We start from the raw sequence: 19,403 nt of genomic DNA on the forward strand, positions 1-19,403 counted from the left end.
GGACAACGGTAGTTGCTTTCGAAAGGTTGCGCCAAACACACGTTCGAGTGAAATATCGCGGATTGGCTGACTTGATCAGACGGCAGGGTGTACGGGCAAAGATCAATTCGCCCCATTACGGTACTCTTCGATGCGCGCTTCACCGGCTCGCGCCGGAGGCCCGTTCGGGTCGCGCGGCGATCGCGCGACGGTCCGTCCGTCGCCCTCCGAGGGGCGTCGACGGTGTCCGGCGGCGGCGCCGTGCCATGTCACCCAGTGTGTCATCCGTGACCCTCCCGGCCTGCCTCCGGGTCGCTCGGGCGGGGCCGTGTCCCGTCGGCGCGGCGCGACACGCTGGGGTGGATCCTGGCGGCCGAGCACCAGATCTAGTGGTTTGATGGCCACGGCTACCCACAAGTTGTGGTCGATGTCCCTCCCCGGTCATTTCGGGTCCCGGTCATCGCCTATGCTGGGGGCTGCTCGGCGAGACCCCTACGGGGGTCGCCGGAGCCGTGGATCGTGACAGCTTGTTCGAGGTTCCTCGAGGGTGAAGGAAGGTGGAGAGCCATGCACTGCCCCTTCTGCAGGCACCCCGACAGCCGGGTCGTCGACAGCCGGACCACCGACGACGGCTGCTCGATCCGCAGGCGCCGCCAGTGCCCCGACTGCTCCCGCCGGTTCACCACCGTGGAGACCGCGTCACTCATGGTGATCAAGCGGAGCGGGGTCACCGAGCCGTTCAGCCGGACCAAGGTGATCTCCGGGGTGCGCAAGGCGTGCCAGGGGCGCCCGGTCACGGAGGACGCCCTGGCGAAGCTCGGACAGCGGGTCGAGGAAGCGGTGCGGGCCACGGGCAGCGCCGAGCTCACCACCCATGACGTCGGGCTCGCCATACTCGGCCCGCTCAAGGACCTCGACCTCGTCGCCTACCTGCGCTTCGCGTCCGTGTACCAGGCGTTCGACTCGCTCGAGGACTTCGAGGCCGCCGTAGCGGAGCTTCGCGACGGCCTCGGCCGTGGGACCGGCGGTGGCACCGCCGTGACCCCGCCGGGCCCCGCCGCCGGCACCGAGGTGCCGGCGCCCGCCGTCGCCGCCGACTGAGCGACGGCAATCCAGACCTACCCGGAGCGCTGAGCGCTCCCGGGTGACAGAACACATCGCGCCCCGGAAGAAAATAGGCGCATTAGGGCGTTTTGCCCGTAGAGGGAGGCGGCATGACCGAGACGACGAGCGGCTCTGCGCGAGGTTCCCGCTCCAAGGGAAACAAGGGCGGCAAGGGCCTGCGAATCGAACGCGTCCACACCACCCCCGGCGTGCATCCGTACGACGAGGTGGTCTGGGAGCGTCGTGACGTCGTCATGACCAACTGGCGCGACGGCTCGATCAACTTCGAGCAGCGTGGCGTCGAGTTCCCCGACTTCTGGTCGGTGAACGCGGTCAACATCGTCACCAGCAAGTACTTCCGCGGCGCGACCGGCTCGCCCCAGCGCGAGTCCAGCCTGCGTCAGCTCATCGACCGCGTGGTGATCACCTACCGCAAGGCCGGTGAGGAGAACGGGTACTTCGCCTCCCCGGCCGATGCCGAGATCTTCGAGCACGAGCTGACCTACGCCCTGCTCCACCAGGTCTTCAGCTTCAACTCCCCGGTCTGGTTCAACGTCGGCACCAAGCAGCCGCAGCAGGTCTCGGCCTGCTTCATCCTCTCCGTCGACGACTCCATGGAGTCGATCCTCGACTGGTACAAGGAGGAGGGGATGATCTTCAAGGGCGGTTCCGGCGCCGGCCTGAACCTCTCCCGCATTCGCTCCTCCAAGGAGCTGCTCTCCTCCGGTGGCAACGCCTCCGGTCCCGTCTCCTTCATGCGCGGGGCCGACGCCTCCGCCGGCACCATCAAGTCCGGCGGCGCCACGCGCCGTGCGGCCAAGATGGTCGTGCTCGACGTCGACCACCCCGACGTCGAGGCCTTCATCGACACCAAGGTGAAGGAGGAGGAGAAGGTCCGCGCCCTGCGCGACGCGGGCTTCGACATGGACCTGGGCGGCGACGACATCACGTCCGTCCAGTACCAGAACGCCAACAACTCCGTCCGCGTGAACGACGAGTTCATGAAGGCCGTCGAGAACGGCACGAAGTTCGGTCTGCGCGCCCGGATGACCGGTGAGGTCATCGAGGAGATCGACGCCAAGGGCCTCTTCCGCAAGATGGCCGAGGCGGCCTGGGCCTGCGCCGACCCGGGCATCCAGTACGACGACACGATCAACCACTGGCACACCTCGCCGGAGACGGGCCGGATCACCGCGTCCAACCCGTGCAGCGAGTACATGCACCTGGACAACTCCTCGTGCAACCTCGCCTCCCTCAACCTCCTGAAGTTCCTCCGCGACGACAACGGCAACCAGTCGTTCGACGCCGAGCGCTTCGCCAAGGTCGTCGAGCTGGTCATCACGGCGATGGACATCTCCATCTGCTTCGCCGACTTCCCGACCGAGAAGATCGGCGAGACCACCCGCGCCTTCCGCCAGCTGGGCATCGGCTACGCCAACCTGGGCGCCCTGCTGATGGCCACCGGCCACGCCTACGACAGCGACGGCGGCCGCGCCCTGGCCGGCGCGATCACCTCGCTGATGACGGGTACGTCCTACAAGCGCTCCGCCGAGCTGGCCGCGGTCGTCGGCCCGTACGACGGCTACGCCCGCAACGCCGACGCCCACAAGCGCGTCATGAAGCAGCACTCCGACGCCAACGCCGTCGCCAAGCGCATGGACGACCTGGACACCCCGGTCTGGGCCGCCGCGACCGAGGCCTGGCAGGACGTGCTCCGCCTCGGCGAGAAGGACGGCTTCCGCAACGCCCAGGCCTCCGTGCTGGCCCCCACCGGCACCATCGGCCTGATGATGGACTGCGACACCACGGGCGTCGAGCCGGACCTGGCCCTGGTCAAGTTCAAGAAGCTCGTCGGCGGCGGTTCGATGCAGATCGTGAACAACACGGTCCCCAAGGCGCTCAAGCGACTGGGCTACCAGGCCGAGCAGATCGAGGCGATCGTCGCCCACATCGCCGAGCACGGCAATGTGATCGACGCCCCGGGCCTGAAGGCCGAGCACTACGAGGTCTTCGACTGCGCCATGGGCGAGCGCGCGATCTCCGCCATGGGCCACGTGCGCATGATGGCCGCCGCGCAGCCGTTCCTCTCCGGCGCGATCTCCAAGACGGTGAACCTGCCGGAGTCGGCCACCGTCGAGGAGGTCGAGGAGGTCTACTTCGAGGGCTGGAAGATGGGCCTGAAGGCCCTCGCCATCTACCGCGACAACTGCAAGGTCGGCCAGCCGCTCTCCGCCAAGAAGAAGGAGGAGAAGAAGGCCGAGGCCACCGCTCCCGCCGTCGCGGAGAAGGTCGTCGAGTACCGCCCGGTCCGCAAGCGCCTCCCGAAGGGCCGCCCGGGCATCACCACCTCCTTCACGGTGGGCGGCGCCGAGGGCTACATGACCGCCAACTCCTACCCGGACGACGGTCTCGGCGAGGTCTTCCTGAAGATGTCCAAGCAGGGCTCGACCCTCGCGGGCATGATGGACGCCTTCTCGATCGCCGTCTCGGTCGGCCTCCAGTACGGCGTGCCGCTGGAGACGTACGTCTCGAAGTTCACCAACATGCGCTTCGAGCCGGCCGGTATGACGGACGACCCGGACGTGCGGATGGCGCAGTCGATCGTCGACTACATCTTCCGCCGCCTGGCGCTGGACTTCCTGCCCTTCGAGACGCGCTCCGCGCTGGGCATCCACTCCGCCGAGGAGCGTCAGCGCCACCTGGACACCGGCTCGTACGAGCCGGCCGCCGATGAGGTCGACGTCGAGGGCCTGGCCCAGTCCGCGCCGCGTCAGGTCGCGCCGGCCAAGCCGGAGCTCCCGGCCCAGCCCGCCGCGGCCGCCCCGGCGCCGAAGCAGGTCCACAACTCCACCGAACTGGTGGAGATGCAGCTCGGCCTGAACGCCGACGCGCCGCTGTGCTTCTCCTGTGGCACCAAGATGCGCCGCGCGGGCAGCTGCTACCTCTGCGAGGGCTGCGGCTCGACCAGCGGCTGCAGCTGACAGTCGTGTGACGATGGGGGGAACCGGCCCGTGCCGGTTCCCCCCATCGGCTTTCGACGCACCCGCGCTCGCCTTTCGTCTCGCGGCTGGTGGTGCAGCGGACGGAGGCGGGTCTACGACGGACGCTCGTGGGTTCGACACCGGCGAACGCGCGTCCTGATGGATCGGGGGATGAACGGGGAGTCGGTGCCGAGGAGTTGACCACGGTACTGAAGAACGAGTTCCGCATCGCACTGGGCGCCGGGGGCGCCGCGATCCTCACCCGCGTGTACCGCGTCGCTACGTGACGCGCGCCACTGCGGTCGCCGTACGATGGTTCGGTGCTGGTCAAGTGGATTCGCTGCACCGTGGTGGACCGCCGGGGGTTCGAGCGGGGGCAGCGGAAATGGGCGGGGCTGCTCGGCGAACCGGGATTCCGGGGGCAGGGGGGTGGCTGGAGCCGGGCGCGCCCCGGTGTGGTGCACCTCTTCGGCTTCTGGGAGAGCCGGTCGTTCTACGACTCCTTCATGGCGCGTTCCCACGACAGGCTGGCGGCGGCGCAGTCCGGCACGTTCCGGAACGTCCAGGTGCGGCTCTTCGAGCACCGCTTCGATGTGAAGGTGGGATTCCGGCCGCAGTTCGGCGACGCGGACGTGGTGCGTTTCGCGCACTGCCGAGTCCATGAGGACCGGGTGGAGCACTTCACGCTGATGCAGGAGAAGGTGTGGAACCCGGCGATGGCCGGGTCGCCCGGGATGCTGCGGGGGGTCTTCGGCGAGGCGCCCGGCCCGGAGTTCCTGGTCCTGTCGATGTGGAACTCCGGCGCGGAGCACGGGAAGTACCGCGAGGACCGGGTGGAGCGGCTCGCCCTGCGGGCGCAGACCGAGGCCGATGTCGCGGCGATCACCGGTGACGTCGTGCAGATAGAGCAGGCGTGGACGGTCTGACGTAGGTGCCCGCCGCCGTGCCGGCGGGCACCTCGCCCCGCTCGACGGCCCGCGCGATCAGCGACGCACTAACGCGACAGTGGTCGCATTTTTGTCGTGCCGGGTCCGACCGCCGGGGGAGCGTGAGGCGTGGTCCGGCTGTTGGCTCTAGGGTGGCGGCATGTCACGGCCCCGGCGCATCGTCCTCCTCCGGCACGGAGAGTCGGAGGGCAACGTGGACGACACGGTCTACGAGCGGGAGCCCGACCACGCCCTCAGCCTGACCGCGAAAGGCCGCAAACAGGCCGACCAGGCCGGGGAGCGGCTCCGGGAGCTCTTCGGCGACGAACGGATCTCCGCGTACGTCTCGCCCTACCGCCGCGCGCACCAGACCTTCCACGCCCTGAAGCTCGACCCCAGTCGTGTGCGGGTGCGCGAGGAGCCGCGCCTGCGCGAGCAGGACTGGGGGAACTGGCAGGAACGGGAGGACGTGCGCCGGCAGAAGGCCTACCGCGACGCCTACGGGCACTTCTTCTACCGCTTCGCCCAGGGCGAGTCCGGGGCCGACGTCTACGACCGGGTCGGCGCCTTCCTGGAGAGCCTGTGGCGCAGCTTCGAGGATCCCGGCCACCCGCCCAACGTCCTGCTCGTCACCCACGGCCTGACCATGCGGCTGTTCTGCATGCGGTGGCTGCACTGGACCGTCGCCGAGTTCGAATGCCTGTCCAACCCGGGCAACGCCGAGACCCGCGTGCTGCTGCTCGGCTCCGACGGCCGCTATCACCTGGACCGGCCGTTCGAGCGCTGGTGTACCCCGGAGTCGTACGGCTTCACCGACTAGAGTTCGCAGCGATGACAGCTGACCGATTCCACCGAGCCCTGGCGAGCCTCCGGGGGCTGGCCGTGGGCGACGCCCTCGGCTCCCAGTTCTTCGTCCCCGCCCACTATCCGTCCCTCAAGCGCCGCGAGCTCCCGCCCGCGCCCTGGGGCTGGACCGACGACACCGAGATGGCCTGCTCCGTCCTGGCTGTCCTGGCCGAGCACGGCCGTATCGACCAGGACGCCCTAGCGCGCTCCTTCGCCGAGCACCACGACTTCGACCGCGGCTACGGTCCCGCGGTCAACAGGATGCTGCGCCTGGTCAGAGAGGGCGGCGACTGGCGCGAGCTGGCCGCCGCGCTGTTCAAGGGGCAGGGGTCCTGGGGCAACGGCGCCGCCATGCGCATCGCGCCGCTGGGCGCCTGGTACGCCGACGACCCCGAGCAGGCCACGCACCAGGCCGAGATCTCGGCGTACACCACCCACCAGCACCGCGAGGCCGTGGCCGGCGCCATGGCCGTGGCCGCCGCGGCGGCCATCGCCGCGAGCCCGTCCGGCGCCACCGGGCCCGAGGCCCTCCTGGACGGGGTGATCGCTCTTGTGCCGCGCAGCGCGGTCCAGCAGGGGCTGCGCCGCGCCCGCGACATGCTCGACTACGCCGACACCAGCACCGTCGCGGCCGTCCTGGGCTGCGGCCGGCGGACCAGCGCCCACGACACCGTGCCCTTCGCGCTGTGGGCCGCGGCCCGCCACCTCGACTCGTTCGAGGAGGCGTTCTGGACGACGGCGCGGGCCGGCGGCGACGTGGACACCACCTCCGCGATCGCGGGAGGAGTGGTCGCCGCGTCGGAACGAGGCGCTCCGCCAATTGCCTGGCTGGAGTCCACGGAAGCCCTCCCCGGCTGGCTTCCGGCCGCTTCGCGCTGAGCGGACGGAAGGAGCGGGGGCGGGGCGGGACAGTCCGGCCCCGAAGGCGTAACCTTGCAGGCGTCATGCCCTATCAACCGCCTACCCACAGCGTCGAGCGCTCCCTCCGAGCGACGACCGGAGCAAAGATCGTCGCCGGTGTGGACGAGGTCGGCCGGGGCGCCTGGGCCGGTCCCGTCACCGTGTGCGCGGCCGTCACCGGCCTCCGCCGTCCGCCCGAGGGGCTCACGGACTCCAAGCTGCTGACGCTCAAGCGGCGCACCACGCTCGCCGTCGAGCTGGAGTCCTGGGTCACCGCGTACGCGCTCGGCCACTCCTCCCCACAGGAGATCGACGAGCTGGGCATGACGGCGGCCCTGCGGCTGGCGGCCACCCGGGCGCTCGAAGCGCTGCCCGTACGGCCCGACGCGGTGATCCTCGACGGCAAGCACGACTACCTCGGGGCGCCCTGGAAGGTCCGTACGGTCATCAAGGGCGACCAGTCCTGCGTGGTCGTGTCCGCCGCCTCCGTGATCGCCAAGGTGCGGCGGGACGCCATGATGGCCGAACTGGGCGAGCTGCACGCCGACTTCGCCTTCGGTGACAACGCGGGCTATCCGTCGCCCGTGCACCGCGCCGCACTCGAGGAGCTGGGCCCCACCCCGCACCACCGGCTGTCGTGGTCCTATCTGGACGCGCTGCCCCGGTGGCAGCACCTCAAGCGAGCGCGTATCAGCCCCGACGACATGGCCTTGGAGGCCGGTGGCCAGCTCGGCTTCGACTTCTGATCCGGACGGGCGCACAGCGCCACCCGCCGACGCGACTCGCACCGGCGTTTGATAAACATCAACTCATGCCTCTCATCCCCGAGGAGCCTCAGATTCACGAGAGTGTCCCGGGTCCCCGCGCGGTACCGGCCCCCGGCCGGACCGCGGCGACCCCCCGCCCTGTCCCTGGTCCCCGACCGGCCCCCATACGGCCCGCCGGCACCGGCCCGCACCGCACCGCCGTCCCGGCCCAGCGCGTCCCGCGCGAGCAGGCCGCGGAAGCCTCGGCGGCCGCCCCGCAGATCCAGCTGATCCCGGCCACCGCGCAGGGTGCCCTGGACGCCGCCGACGAGGCCGTCGACGTGCTGCTCGACAGCGGTCGGGCCCCCGGCGAGGTGCTGGTCCTCACCACCGGCGACCCGCACCCCTGGGCCGCGCACGAGCTGTCCTTCGGCGAGGCGTCCTACTGGGCGCAGCACGACGCCGGGGACGATGTCTTCTACGCCGGCGCCGACGCCCAGCGGGTCGCGTCCCGCCCTGTCGTCGTCGTGGCCGTCAACGGCGGGTCGGACGCCGCGGTGGCCGGCGCGCTGCCCGCGGCCGCGGCCCGCGCCGGCGCGCTGCTGATCGTCTGCGGTGACCCGCAGCGCGTCAACAGCCTTCTGGCCGCTGGCGCCTGACGAACGCGCACGGTGGCCGGCCGCTCCTGAGGGAACCGTCGGCCACTGTGCCGTATCGCATTACCGGGCCACCGTGCGGCGGTGTGCCTCGGGCGCTCCGCCGCCGGAGCTGAGCGATGCGACCGGATAGGCCGCGGAGCAGGGCCGGCGTCCGCTGCGTCCCTCGCCGAGGATCCGCCATCCGGTCCCGGTGAGTGTGATGTACGCGCCGCACCGCAGACCGTGCAGCGCGCAGGCGTCACGCAGGGCCCACATCCACGCGCCGTCCTCCTCCGTCCAATGGGACGCGCCCGCACGGCAGTAGAGCAGTACGGCCGTGCGGACCGGAGCGCGTCTGCGCAGATCATGAGGGATCACCCGGCGGAGCTGGGTGAGGAGCGCGTTGCGCAGCTCCCAGCCGTCGGCGGGAGCCGTGCGTCCGGCGTGCCGGGCGAAGGAGGCGCTGGCCACGAGCCGTTCGTCCGGCTGGAAGACGGCGACGACCGCCGTGGACGGCGTCGGCGCGTGCCGGGCGTGGAGCCCGCTGACCACCTCGCGCGGATTGCGCAGCAGGGGGACTCCCGAAGCGATCCAGTCCGCCGGTTCGAGCAGCCTGCCCGGGCGGGGAACGGAGTCGGCGGACGAGGGTGGAGTGAAGCCGAAGGCCATGATTCTCCCTTCGTCCGCACGCCCAGGATCCGGTGCGGGAGCTCAGGCAGGGCGTACGCCGCGGCATACGGCGCGACAGCGGTCCGGCGGGCCCGTGCGACGGGCGGGAGCGGTGGACCGGTCCAATTCTCGCGGCCCCGGCCGCCGCGCGGCAACGATCAATTGACGCCACTGACCGGTATCCGCTGTTCCGGGGCCCGGAGTTCCGGGCCGCCCGACCGTCACGCGCGTCACCCCTGAACGGCCAGAACCAGAGGGAACACCTCCTTCGCGCCGGAGCGCCGCAGGAGCCGCGCCGCCACGGCGAGGGTCCAGCCGGTGTCGGTCATGTCGTCGACGAGAAGAACCGGACCGCCGGCCGAGGCCAGGGCCTCCGCGAGGGCCGGAGGCACGGTCAGCGCCCCGTCCAGCGCCCGCAGCCGCTGGGCGCTGTTGGTGCGGGGCACCCGGGTGTCCGCGTCCGTGTCCCGGTACTCGATCGTGCCGAGGAGGGGCATGCGGCCGATGGCGGCGATGCGCTCGCCGAGCGAGCGGATCAGCAGCGGCCGGGTCCGGGAGGCGATGGTGACGACACCCACCGGGCGGGCCGGGGCGTCCGGGGCGCCGGACGCCCAACCGCCCGCTCCCCGGGCCCAGTCGGCCAGCACGGTCACCACCGCGTCCGCCACGTCGTCCGGAATGGAGACGTCCGGGGCCTGCGGCGCCAGGAGGGGACGCAGCCGGTTGCCCCAGCCGATGTCGGAGAGTCGCCCGAGCGCCCGGCCGTGCGCCGCCTGCTCACTCGCGGGGATGCGCCCCTTGAGATCCACACCGACCGCGCTCATCCCCGTTGGCCACATCCGGCGCGGCTCCACCTCCACCCCCGGTCGTCCCAGCTCGCCCCGGGAGGCGTCCAGTGCCGCGCCGGAGACGCCTGCGGAGAACCGGGAGCCGGCGCAGTTGTCGCACCGCCCGCAGGGCGCCGCCGCCTCGTCGTCCAACTGCCGCCGCAGGAACTCCATCCGGCACCCGGTCGTCGCCGCGTACTCCCGCATGGCCTGCTGCTCCGCCTCGCGCTGCCGCGCCACCCAGGCGTACCGCTCGCCGTCGTACGCCCAGGGCTCGCCGGTCGCGGTCCAGCCGCCGCGGACCCGGCGCACGGCGCCGTCCACGTCGAGGACCTTCAGCATGGTCTCCAGCCGGGAGCGCCGGAGGTCCACCAGCGGTTCGAGGGCGGGCAGCGACAGCGGACGGTCGGCGGCGGCCAGCACGTCGAGCGTGCGACGGACCTGCTCCTCCGGCGGGAAGGCCAGCGACGCGAAGTACTTCCAGATCGCCTCGTCCTCGCGCCCGGGCAGCAGCAGCACCTCGGCGTGCTCGACGCCGCGCCCGGCCCGGCCCACCTGCTGGTAGTAGGCGATGGGGGAGGAGGGGGAACCGAGGTGGACGACGAAGCCGAGGTCGGGCTTGTCGAAGCCCATGCCCAGCGCGGAGGTGGCCACCAGCGCCTTGACGCGGTTCGCCTGCAGGTCCTCCTCGGCCTGCTGACGGTCGGCGTTCTCGGTCTTGCCGGTGTACGAGGCGACGGTGTGGCCGCGGCGGCGCAGGAACGCGGCGACCTCCTCGGCGGCGGCGACCGTGAGCGTGTAGACGATGCCCGAACCGGGGAGCTCGTCGAGGTGATCGGCGAGCCAGGCCAGGCGGTGGGCGGCGTCCGGGAGCTCCAGGACGGCGAGGCTCAGGCTCTCCCGGTCCAGCGGACCGCGCAGCACCAGCACCTCCTCGGCCCCCTCGCCGGTACCCAGCTGCTCGGCGACGTCGGCGGTGACGCGGGCGTTCGCCGTGGCGGTCGTCGCGAGCACCGGCACCCCGGGCGGCAGGTCGGCGAGCATGGTCCGCAGCCGGCGGTAGTCGGGCCGGAAGTCATGGCCCCAGTCGGAGATGCAGTGCGCCTCGTCGACGACGAGCAGACCGGTGGCGGCGGCGAGCTTGGGCAGCACGTTGTCCCGGAAGTCCGGGTTGTTGAGCCGCTCCGGGCTCACCAGCAGCACGTCCACCTCGCCCGCCGCGACCTCGGCCTGGACGGTCTCCCACTCCTCGGTGTTGGAGGAGTTGATCGTGCGCGCGTGGATGCCCGCCCGCGCGGCCGCCTCGACCTGGTTGCGCATCAGGGCGAGCAGCGGGGAGACGATCACGGTCGGGCCGCTGCCCCGCGCCCGCAGCAGGGCGGTCGCGACGAAGTACACCGCGGACTTGCCCCACCCGGTGCGCTGGACCACCAGCGCGCGGCGGCGGTCGGCGACGAGGGCCTCGATCGCGCGCCACTGGTCCTCGCGCAGTCGCGCCGTGCCCGTGGTGTCTCCGACGAGACGGGCGAGGACGGTGTCCGCCGAGACGCGGAGGGCTTCGTTGGTCATGCCCCCATGCAACACGAGGACACTGACAACGCGCGAACCCGGCCGCCATGCCTGTGGAAAACCCGCGCGGACGTTTCTCCACAGGAGTAGTACGACAATACTTCTGGAGTTATCCACAGGGCTGGCGGGCTCGGACGGCCTCGCGGGACTCTCGGGCCATGACCCACCACAACGAGTCCTCCCGCCCCTCCACCGACTCCTCCGCCGCCTGGAACACCCCGCCGGACGCGCAGATCACGCTGCGCAGCCCGGCCGAACTCGCCGACGCCCTTCCGTACTTGCTGGGCTTCCACCCGAACGACAGCGTGGTGATGCTGGCCCTCCACGGCGAGCGCGGCCGCTTCGGCGGGCGGCTCAGGCTCGGCATCCCCGGCCCGGACGAGTGGCCCGACGTCAGCCGGCAGCTCGCCGAGACCCTGATCGCCGGCTGCGACAAGCGGGGCGCCCGGCCCGACGGCATCGTCCTGTTCCTCTGCCAGGACCCCGCCGGAGGAGAGACCGGCCGCCAGGTCATGGAGCGGCTCCGCCCGCTGGCCCAGAGCCTCCGCCTGGCCTGCGGCGGGCTGGACGTCCCCGTCTACGAGGCGCTGTGCCTCTCCGACGGCCGCTACTGGTCCTACTGCTGCCCCGACGAACGCTGCTGCCCGCCGGACGGCGCGCCGCTGACTCCTCCCGGCACCTCGGTCATGGCGGCGGCCGCCGCCTACGCGGGAATCCAGGTGCGCGGAACACTTCGCGAGATGGAGGCCCGGTACGCCCCGCTCACCGGAGGACGGGCGCTGGAGCAGCAGTCCGCGCTGGACGCGGCCGCCGCCGATCTCGTCCCGCGCATCCTGGCCGGCACCGCCGGCCGGACCGTACGGCAGGAGACGCTGGACCTGGTGAGCCTGGTCGTGGGCCGGTTCCACACGGCCCGGCCCGTCGTCGGCCGGGCGGAGGCCGACGCCCGTGACGACGACCTTCTGGCCGCCGACGAGGCGGCGGCCGTCATCCTCGGGCTTCAGGACCGCACCACGCGCGACCACGCCGCGGAATGGATGGAGGGCCCCCGGGCCCCTGCGGTGCTGCGCTTGTGGCGGGCTCTCGCCCGGCGGTGCGTGCCTCCCTACACGGAGCACGCGGCCGCGCCCCTCGCCCTGGCGGGCTGGGTCGCCTGGTCGATCGGCGACCACCCCGAGGCGCGGGTCGCCCTGAGCAGGGCCCTGAGCGCCGACCCCGAATACCTCTTCGCCCAGCTCCTGCACCGCGCGTGCAACGACGGCATGGACCCCGAACACCTCCGCCGCTGTCTGCGCCGCGAACGCGCCGACCGCGCGGTGCACACGGCCGCCCACGCCGAAGCGGCCCGCGCGGCGGCCGCCGACGCGAAGAGCCGGAAGCCCGCTACGGGGGCGGGGCCCGATGCCGTGGCCGAGACGGACGAGGCGGCGGCCATGACGAGCCCGGTACCGGGTATGGAGACGGCGGTGGCGAGGGACGCGGCGGCGATGGACGGCAGGGAAGCGATGGAGGTGACGGGGGCGACGGGAGTAATGGAAGCGATGGGAGCGGCGAAAGTGATGGGAGCGGCGGAACGCGCGGACGCACGGCGACGCCGTGACCGGCCCGCGACCGCCGGCGCGGGGCCGGCTGGTGCGGGGCCGGCCGGTGCGGGATCCGCCGGCCCGGCAGGCCCGAGCGGGCCGGGCTCTCCGGGCGGGCCCGTGGGCCCGGCGGGCGCCGGTGGGCCCGCGGGCCGGGCGCGTACGCGGCGGCGCGGCGGGCAGCGGGGCGCGCGGAGCCGGTCATGACCCCGGCTGCCGTGCGCCACCGTGACTTCGGCGGGTCCGGCGCCGTTCACCTAAGTGGCCGTAATCGTCGGCGGCGACCGTCGTCGGCCATCCGGCGGTCCACTGGCGACCGCCGGACGCCGGACCACGAGAGCCCAGGGAGCGCAGACACCGTGCAAGGCATCGCCCCCAAGGGTCCTTCGACCCACACGCCCCAACTGGTGCAGCGTCCGCCCGAGCAGCGGCGCGGCGGCGGCGCGCGCCCCCAGGGGCCGCAGCCCGTGCACGAGGCACTGATCTGTGTCTCCCTCCCGGCGCTCGCGATCTCCCGGGCGCACGGGCAACTCACCGGGCAGGGGCTCGACGGGTTCTACCGGAGCGGCCGCAGGCTCCTGGGCACGTGCCGGGTGCGGATCGCGGGCGTCGAGCCGATGCCCGTGCAGGGTCGGATGATCGGCGCGGACCGCGCCCGGTTCGTCGGCACGGTGCGCACTCCCGCCGACGCCGGGCCGGATCCGGCCGTCACCGTCGAGCGGCTGCGCGACGCCGAGGGCGTGGAGCGGATCGTCGTCCGCAGTTCGGCGATGCAGGAGCTGACGCTGCCCGTGGAAGTGGCCCTGGGGACCGACCTCGCCGAGCTGGCCGCGATCGCCGCCGGGGCCGCCGGGCCCGAGATCCCCGCCGATGTGCACGCCTCCGGGCTGCGCTGGTCGGCGCCCAGGCTGCACGCGGTGGTCACCGCCGACCCGGCCCCGGACGACGTTCTCGCCTCGGCGGGACTGCTGGGCTGGGAGATACGGCTGCCGCCCGGGGGCAGCCGGAGCATCGAGCTGCGGGTCCGCCCCGAGTTGCCAGGTCGCCCGCACGCGGCCGAGTCGGCGACGCACAGCCGGGGCGGGGCGGCGCCGCCCTGGGGAGAGGCGGAGGCAGAAGGGGACGACCCACGGGTTCCGGCGCTGCTGGCGACGGCCCTCGGCGACCTCCGCGCGCTCCTCGTGCGCGATCCCGTCCACCCGGGCGACGCCCACCTCGCCGCCGGCATCCCCTGGCGGTGCGGCCAGCTCGCCCCCGCCGAGGCCCTCTGGGCGGCCCGGATGGCCCTGCCCCTGGGCGTCCGGCTGGCCGCCGGCACGCTGCGCACCCTGGCGCGTACACAGATCGCCGGCCCGGGCCCCGACACCGGCAGGATCCCCGGGGCGCTACGGCACTCGGGCGCCCACCTGCCCCCCGGGTGCACCGGCGTCGAGGCGACCCTGTTGTTCCCCGTCGTCCTCGCGGAGGCCCGCCGCTGGGGGCTCCCGGAGCAGGAGACCGAGGCCCTGCTGCCCGCCGCCGAGCGGTGCCTGGAATGGCTGCGAGCCGCCACGGGGGACCGGGTGTACCTCGCGGACCCGGCGCCCGGCGGGCCGTACCGCTGCGAGGTCCAGGCGCACGCCCACCGGGCCGCGTCGCTCGGCGCCGATCTGCTGGAGGCGTACGGCCGCCCCGGCGCGGAGGGGCTGCGCGAGTGGGCGGCGGCCCTGCGCCGCCGCTTCCGGGAGGACTTCTGGTCCGACGATCCTGGTGGTGGGCGGCCCGTGGCCGCGCGCACGGCCGACGGCCGGCTGATACCCCACCTGGGCTGTGCGGCGGCCCACCTGCTGGACACGGGGCTGCTCGGAGCGGGGGAGTACGGCCCCGGGCTGCTCGACAGGGTGCAGACCGAGCAGCTCGCCAGGTTGCTCGGCGGGCCGGCCCTCGATTCGGGCTGGGGGCTGCGCAGCCTGGGGGCGAAGGAGCCGGGGCACAACCCCTTCGGGCATCGCGGGGGCGCCGTGCGGGTTCATGAGACAGCGGTCGCCGTGGCCGGGCTGATGACGGCCGGATACGAGAAGGAGGCCACCGGGCTGCTTCGCGGGGTCCTCGACGCCTCCGAGTCCTTCGGCCACCGGCTGCCGGAGATGTACGCGGGGGACCAGCGGACCACGGGGGGTGCGCCGCTGCCGCACCCGGCGGCCTGCCGGCCCGCCGCCGTCGCCGCCGCCGGCGCGGTCCAGCTGCTGACGGCCGCGGCCGGGGTGCGTCCCGACGTCCCGGCGGGCGGGGTGACGGTCCGGCCGCCACGCTCGGCGCCGCTCGGCGAGCTGCGGTTCACCGGGCTGCGCGTCGCCGAGCGGCCGTTCTCCGTACGGATCAGCAGGCTCGGGCTCGGCATGGTTGAGGAAGCCGCGGCCGGACTGCAGCTGGGGGTGTGAGCGGATGAGCGCCGGGTTCGTGGCCGGGCCGCTCATGGGGGGAGCGGAAGAGCCTGTTTATCGTCAGGAAGACGACTATGATCACGGCATGCCCTACGACCCGTCGGCCTTCCCGCCCTTCGCAGTCACCGTCGACCTGGTCGTGCTCACCGTGCGGCGCCACGCGCTGTGCGCGCTGGCCGTCCGCCGCGGCGAGCCCCCGTTCCAGGGCCGGTGGGCCCTGCCCGGCGGGTTCGTGCGGGGCGACGAGGACCTGGCGACGGCGGCCGCCCGTGAGCTGGCCGAGGAGACCGGGCTGCAGGCCCACGACCCGGCGGCGCCCGCGAACGCCAACGCCGCGCACCTCGAACAGCTGGCCACGTACGGCGATCCCAAGCGCGATCCGCGGATGCGCGTGGTGAGCGTGGCCCACCTCGCTCTCGCGCCCGACCTGCCGGCCCCGCGGCCGGGCGGCGACGCGCGCAGCGTGCGCTGGGCGCCCGTCGAGGATCTGCTGGACCAGGAGGTCGGGTACGGGCGCGAGGGTGAACAGGCCGCGCCGCTGGCCTTCGACCACGCCCGCATCCTCACGGACGGGGTCGAGCGCGCCCGGTCCAAGATCGAGTACTCCTCGCTGGCCACCGCCTTCTGTCCGCAGGAGTTCACGGTCGGCGAGCTCCGCCGGGTCTACGAAGCGGTGTGGGGCGTCGCGCTGGACCCCCGGAACTTCCATCGCAAGGTCACCGGCACCCCCGGGTTCCTGGTGCCCACGGGCGGGACGACGACACGCCAGGGCGGGCGTCCGGCGCAGCTCTTCCGGGCGGGCGGGGCCACGCTGCTCAATCCGCCCATGCTGCGGCCGGAGGCGTAGCCCAGGCTCGCGGGCCCGAAGGCGGACTCGCGGGGGCCGAAGGCGGAGGAGGGCACCGGGGCCGCCGCCGGAGGGAACACGCGACGGCGGGCATCCGCAGTGCGTAGCAAATAGGACATATCGGGTTACGGTGCTGCGGTACGGTCCCGCCGTCCCGCGAGTGAAGCCATGATCCAGGCCATCGGGCTGACCAGCCTCTCCCGCCGCCACCAGCCCCCCGCTGTCGACGACCTCACCTTCGAGGCCCGCCCCGGGCGCGTCACCGTGCTGCTCGGCGAGCCCGGCTCCGGCAAGACCGCCGCCCTGCGCCTGATGCTGCGACTCGACCCGGGGCGCGGCGTCGCCCTCTTCCGCGGCCGCACCCTGGACCGGATCCCCCACCCCGCCCGTGAGATCGGCGTCCTCCTCGGGGACGTCCCCGGCCACCCCGGCCGCACGGCCCGCGGCCATCTGCGCATGCTCAGCGCCGCGGCCGGGGTCCCCGCCGACCGCGCCGACGACGTTCTCGAGGTCGTCGGCCTCAGCGGCCTCGCCGATCAGCGCCTCGGCGACTTCTCGCTCGGCATGGACCGCCGCCTCGGCCTCGCCTCCGCCCTCCTCGGCGACCCCCACACCCTCGTCCTTGACGAACCCGCCGGAGGGCTCTCCCCCCGCGAGACCGCGTGGCTCCACGGGCTCCTGCGCGGCTACGCGGCGCAGGGCGGAGCCGTCCTGGTCACCTCGCGGGACCCGGCCGAGGCCGCCCGCATCGCCGACCAGGTCGTCACCATCGACGAGGGGCGTCTCGTCGCCGACCAGGACGGGTCCGCGTTCTCCGGCACACGGCTGCGCCCCCGCGTCGTCGTCCAGTCGCCCTTGGCGAACCGCCTCGCCCACGTCCTGGCCGAGGAGGCGGACGCCGCGGACGAGCGGCCGGGCGGTCCTCCCGTCGAGGTCGTGCGCGAAGGGGGCAGCCGACTCTTCGTCTACGGCAGCAGCTGCGCCGTCGTCGGCGAGACCGCCTACCGCCACGGCATCCTCGTGCACCGCCTCGCGGAGGAGACCGTGGACACCGGCCCCGTCGCACCCCTGCGGCGCGCCGACGGCCGCGGGTCCGACGCCACGGCCGACGAGGACGCGCCGGACGGGCCCGCCGTGCCGGAGGCCGCGCCCCGCTCGGGTCTGCGGCGTCGGCTCCCCACCCCGAGCCCGGCGTGGCCTCTGCGATACGAACTGCGCCGCGCCACCGGCGTGCGCACCGGCTGGGGCGTGGCGGGCGGGGCGCTCGTCATGTCCGTGCTCGCCTCCGTCCTGCTCGCGCGCGCCGGAGCCGCCCCGGCACCGCGGCTGCTCGCCGGCTGGCCGCTCTGGCTGCCCCTGCCGCCGGCCGCCTTCGCTGCCGGCCTCCTGGGCGCGCTCTCCTTCGGCCAGGAATTCCGCTACCCCGCGCTCGCTCCCGACCAGGGCACCGTGCCGCGCAGGCTGGGGCTGCTCGGCGCCAAGCTCGCCGTCTCGGCGGGAATCGCCCTGCTCCTCGCGCTGACCGCGCTCGGCCTCGACTCCGCCGCCCTGCGGATCCTCTTCGGCCCGGCCGTCCCCCTCCTCCCCGGCGGCTGGGCGGCCGCGCTCGTCGGCTGGGCCTGCCTCGTCCTGGGGTGCGCCTGGGCGGGGCTGCTCGCGGCGGGGCTCTTCCGGTCCACCGCGCTCGGGCTGGTGGCGGTCCTCGCGGTACCCACGCTGGTGGTGCCCGTGCTCGGCGGCGCGCTCTCCCGGCCCGAGGCCCGGTCGCTGATCGGCCTGCCGGAGCGGCTTCGCTCGGCGGCCCTGGTGCGCTGGCCGTCCGGGCTCGACCAGGGGATCGAGGCGGCGCTGCGCCTGATGTCCCAGCCGATCGGCTGGGCGCTCGCGCTGTCGCTGGCGGGGCTGCTCGGCGCCTATGTGCTGACCGTGATCCGCGGGCGGCCCAGGTGAGCGCTGTGCTAGTGCGGCTCGCCGGTCCGGAGAGAACGCAGAGTGACAATCGGCCCGGAGGGGCCGCGGAGAAATCGGCAAGGGTGTCACTCTCCGCAGTCGGTCAATCCAGGGAGGCGCCCGATTCTGGCTATTTGAGCGTCAATTGCGAGGTAATGGGCGATCACCCTTTCGTGTGCTTTTCACCAAAGACCTCAAGGGCCTTCGAGGTGTCGCCGACAAAGGAAGCGTGAGTACCCTTGCGCACACCATGATGACCTCGGCTCGCCCCGCCGACTCCGGCCTCGCAGGCCCGGGCGAGCTTGACCGTTACTCCTACGCGGACGCCCCCGGGGCCGACCGCGGCGCCTCGCCCGCCTGGGACGGCGACACGGAGCTGAGCCGTGTGGGCCGCCGCGCCGCAGGCAGCCGCGGCCGAGGGCTGCACGGCCAGCTCGTACAGCAGCTCGGCCAGATGATCGTCTCCGGTGACCTGGGCGCCGACCGCCCGCTGGTCCCGGAGGAGATCGGGCAGCGCTTCGAGGTGTCCCGCACCGTCGTCCGTGAATCCCTGCGCGTCCTCGAGGCCAAGGGCCTGGTCAGCGCCCGCCCCAACGTGGGCACCCGAGTCCGGCCCGTCAGCGACTGGAACCTCCTCGACCCCGACATCATCGAATGGCGGGCCTTCGGCCCGCAGCGCGAGGACCAGCGCCGGGAGCTGTGCGAGCTGCGCTGGACGATCGAGCCGCTGGCCGCCCGGCTCGCCGCCGGCCACGGCCGCGAGGACGTCCAGCAGCGCCTCGCCGACATGGCCGAGATCATGGGCCACGCCCTCGCCCAGGGCGACTCCCTCACCTTCACCCGCGCCGACGCCGAGTTCCACTCCCTGCTCCTCCAGGTCGCGGGCAACCGCATGCTGGAGCACCTCTCGGGGATCGTCTCGTCCGCCCTCCACGTCTCCGGCGCCTCCACCGGCGGCTGCGACCGTCCCACCGAGGCGGGCGTCGGGCAGCACCTGCGGATCGTCGACGCCGTCGCCGCCGGGGACGCCGCGGGCGCCGAGGCGGCCATGCGTCAACTGCTCGTCACCCACCCCGAGGTCGAGCGAGTGGTGCCCGCCCCGCGCGAGCACTGAGCGCGGGACGGACCCCGCGGACTGGGGCGGCGAGTGCGGGGCCGCTCGGCCGGCGCGTGCGTACGGAGTCGTACGCACGCACCGGGCGAGCCGTTCCGCGCGGCCGCCGACGGCGGCAGAGGTCACGATCTGTCCACTTCAGGGGCCTTTCACCCTGTTTTGGGGTGTGACTCGGGCCACGAGGATTGGGCGTAACGCTCCTTGTGACAGCGCGATGACTAAAGAGGTGGTGACCGCGGAGGGAATACGCGCCTCGATGGAGGTGCTGACTTCTCCGCACTACCGCCCACGCGCCGTCGGT

14 protein-coding genes and 1 pseudogene are annotated in these 19,403 nt (G+C 73.3%); 13 read left to right on the forward strand and 2 right to left on the reverse strand.

Annotation, left to right across the window (positions count from 1 at the left end):
- Positions 1–546 precede the first annotated feature (546 nt).
- The 8 genes and pseudogenes from nrdR (at position 547) to EKH77_RS24280 (ending at position 8,141) form a co-directional block, all read left to right on the forward strand.
- On the forward strand, positions 547–1,080 hold the full coding sequence (nrdR, locus tag EKH77_RS24245) for a transcriptional regulator NrdR (RefSeq protein ID WP_126916419.1): 534 nt from the start codon (positions 547–549) through the stop codon (positions 1,078–1,080).
- Between the two features lie 113 nt (positions 1,081–1,193).
- A complete protein-coding gene (locus tag EKH77_RS24250; protein ID WP_126916420.1) occupies positions 1,194–4,064 on the forward strand; it encodes a vitamin B12-dependent ribonucleotide reductase in 2,871 nt (956 codons plus the stop codon).
- A 62-nt stretch (positions 4,065–4,126) separates the two neighbouring features.
- Positions 4,127–4,351: pseudogene (locus EKH77_RS34415) on the forward strand (arylamine N-acetyltransferase); the annotation flags it as partial.
- 33 nt (positions 4,352–4,384) lie between these two features.
- A complete protein-coding gene (locus EKH77_RS24260) occupies positions 4,385–4,990 on the forward strand; it encodes a YdbC family protein (protein WP_126916422.1) in 606 nt (201 codons plus the stop codon).
- A gap of 160 nt (positions 4,991–5,150) precedes the next feature.
- The gene (locus tag EKH77_RS24265) at positions 5,151–5,810 is read left to right on the forward strand and encodes a histidine phosphatase family protein (RefSeq protein ID WP_126916423.1); all 660 of its coding nucleotides are present in this window, start codon (positions 5,151–5,153) and stop codon (positions 5,808–5,810) included.
- A gap of 11 nt (positions 5,811–5,821) precedes the next feature.
- Positions 5,822–6,715, forward strand: a complete 894-nt coding sequence (locus tag EKH77_RS24270; protein WP_126916424.1) for an ADP-ribosylglycohydrolase family protein — start codon at positions 5,822–5,824, stop codon at positions 6,713–6,715.
- Between the two features lie 65 nt (positions 6,716–6,780).
- Positions 6,781–7,482: a ribonuclease HII gene (locus EKH77_RS24275; RefSeq protein ID WP_126916425.1), complete on the forward strand. Its 702-nt coding sequence runs from the start codon at positions 6,781–6,783 to the stop codon at positions 7,480–7,482.
- A gap of 65 nt (positions 7,483–7,547) precedes the next feature.
- Positions 7,548–8,141 (forward strand): hypothetical protein, encoded by a 594-nt coding sequence (locus EKH77_RS24280; RefSeq protein WP_126916426.1) that lies wholly within the window; start codon positions 7,548–7,550, stop codon positions 8,139–8,141.
- A 60-nt stretch (positions 8,142–8,201) separates the two neighbouring features.
- Here the strand turns inward: EKH77_RS24280 and EKH77_RS24285 are convergent, their stop codons facing one another.
- Both EKH77_RS24285 and EKH77_RS24290 read right to left on the reverse strand, forming a co-directional pair.
- Positions 8,202–8,789, reverse strand: a complete 588-nt coding sequence (locus tag EKH77_RS24285; protein WP_126916427.1) for a hypothetical protein — start codon at positions 8,787–8,789, stop codon at positions 8,202–8,204.
- 230 nt (positions 8,790–9,019) lie between these two features.
- Entirely contained in the window at positions 9,020–11,185 is a 2,166-nt protein-coding gene (locus EKH77_RS24290; protein WP_126916428.1) for a RecQ family ATP-dependent DNA helicase, read from the reverse strand.
- A gap of 158 nt (positions 11,186–11,343) precedes the next feature.
- On the opposite strand from EKH77_RS24290, the gene EKH77_RS24295 reads away from it, so the two are divergent.
- The 5 genes from EKH77_RS24295 to EKH77_RS24315 all read left to right on the forward strand — a co-directional run bounded on the left by EKH77_RS24295 (position 11,344) and on the right by EKH77_RS24315 (position 19,102).
- Complete coding sequence (locus EKH77_RS24295) at positions 11,344–12,975, forward strand: DUF4192 domain-containing protein (protein ID WP_126916429.1); 1,632 nt, start codon at positions 11,344–11,346, stop codon at positions 12,973–12,975.
- 152 nt (positions 12,976–13,127) lie between these two features.
- Positions 13,128–15,188, forward strand: coding sequence for a glycogen debranching N-terminal domain-containing protein (locus tag EKH77_RS24300; RefSeq protein ID WP_430981008.1), 2,061 nt, complete (start codon positions 13,128–13,130; stop codon positions 15,186–15,188).
- A gap of 88 nt (positions 15,189–15,276) precedes the next feature.
- On the forward strand, positions 15,277–16,038 hold the full coding sequence (locus EKH77_RS24305) for an NUDIX hydrolase (RefSeq protein WP_126916431.1): 762 nt from the start codon (positions 15,277–15,279) through the stop codon (positions 16,036–16,038).
- A gap of 168 nt (positions 16,039–16,206) precedes the next feature.
- On the forward strand, positions 16,207–17,988 hold the full coding sequence (locus EKH77_RS24310; protein ID WP_126916432.1) for an ABC transporter ATP-binding protein: 1,782 nt from the start codon (positions 16,207–16,209) through the stop codon (positions 17,986–17,988).
- A gap of 175 nt (positions 17,989–18,163) precedes the next feature.
- Positions 18,164–19,102 (forward strand): FadR/GntR family transcriptional regulator, encoded by a 939-nt coding sequence (locus EKH77_RS24315; protein WP_126916433.1) that lies wholly within the window; start codon positions 18,164–18,166, stop codon positions 19,100–19,102.
- The last annotated feature ends 301 nt before the right edge of the window (positions 19,103–19,403 follow it).

This window comes from Streptomyces luteoverticillatus (assembly GCF_003970715.1).
Lineage (GTDB): Bacteria > Actinomycetota > Actinomycetes > Streptomycetales > Streptomycetaceae > Streptomyces > Streptomyces abikoensis.

Excerpts from the sequence above, each read along its gene's own strand:
- nrdR (WP_126916419.1), top strand. The coding sequence starts at position 547 with ATGCACTGCCCCTTCTGCAGGCACCCCGACAGCCGGGTCGTCGACAGC.
- EKH77_RS24250 (WP_126916420.1), top strand. The coding sequence starts at position 1,194 with ATGACCGAGACGACGAGCGGCTCTGCGCGAGGTTCCCGCTCCAAGGGA.
- EKH77_RS24265 (WP_126916423.1), top strand. The coding sequence starts at position 5,151 with ATGTCACGGCCCCGGCGCATCGTCCTCCTCCGGCACGGAGAGTCGGAG.
- EKH77_RS24270 (WP_126916424.1), top strand. The coding sequence starts at position 5,822 with ATGACAGCTGACCGATTCCACCGAGCCCTGGCGAGCCTCCGGGGGCTG.
- EKH77_RS24275 (WP_126916425.1), top strand. The coding sequence starts at position 6,781 with ATGCCCTATCAACCGCCTACCCACAGCGTCGAGCGCTCCCTCCGAGCG.
- EKH77_RS24280 (WP_126916426.1), top strand. The coding sequence starts at position 7,548 with ATGCCTCTCATCCCCGAGGAGCCTCAGATTCACGAGAGTGTCCCGGGT.
- EKH77_RS24285 (WP_126916427.1), bottom strand. The coding sequence starts at position 8,789 with ATGGCCTTCGGCTTCACTCCACCCTCGTCCGCCGACTCCGTTCCCCGC.
- EKH77_RS24290 (WP_126916428.1), bottom strand. The coding sequence starts at position 11,185 with ATGACCAACGAAGCCCTCCGCGTCTCGGCGGACACCGTCCTCGCCCGT.
- EKH77_RS24295 (WP_126916429.1), top strand. The coding sequence starts at position 11,344 with ATGACCCACCACAACGAGTCCTCCCGCCCCTCCACCGACTCCTCCGCC.
- EKH77_RS24305 (WP_126916431.1), top strand. The coding sequence starts at position 15,277 with ATGCCCTACGACCCGTCGGCCTTCCCGCCCTTCGCAGTCACCGTCGAC.
- EKH77_RS24310 (WP_126916432.1), top strand. The coding sequence starts at position 16,207 with ATGATCCAGGCCATCGGGCTGACCAGCCTCTCCCGCCGCCACCAGCCC.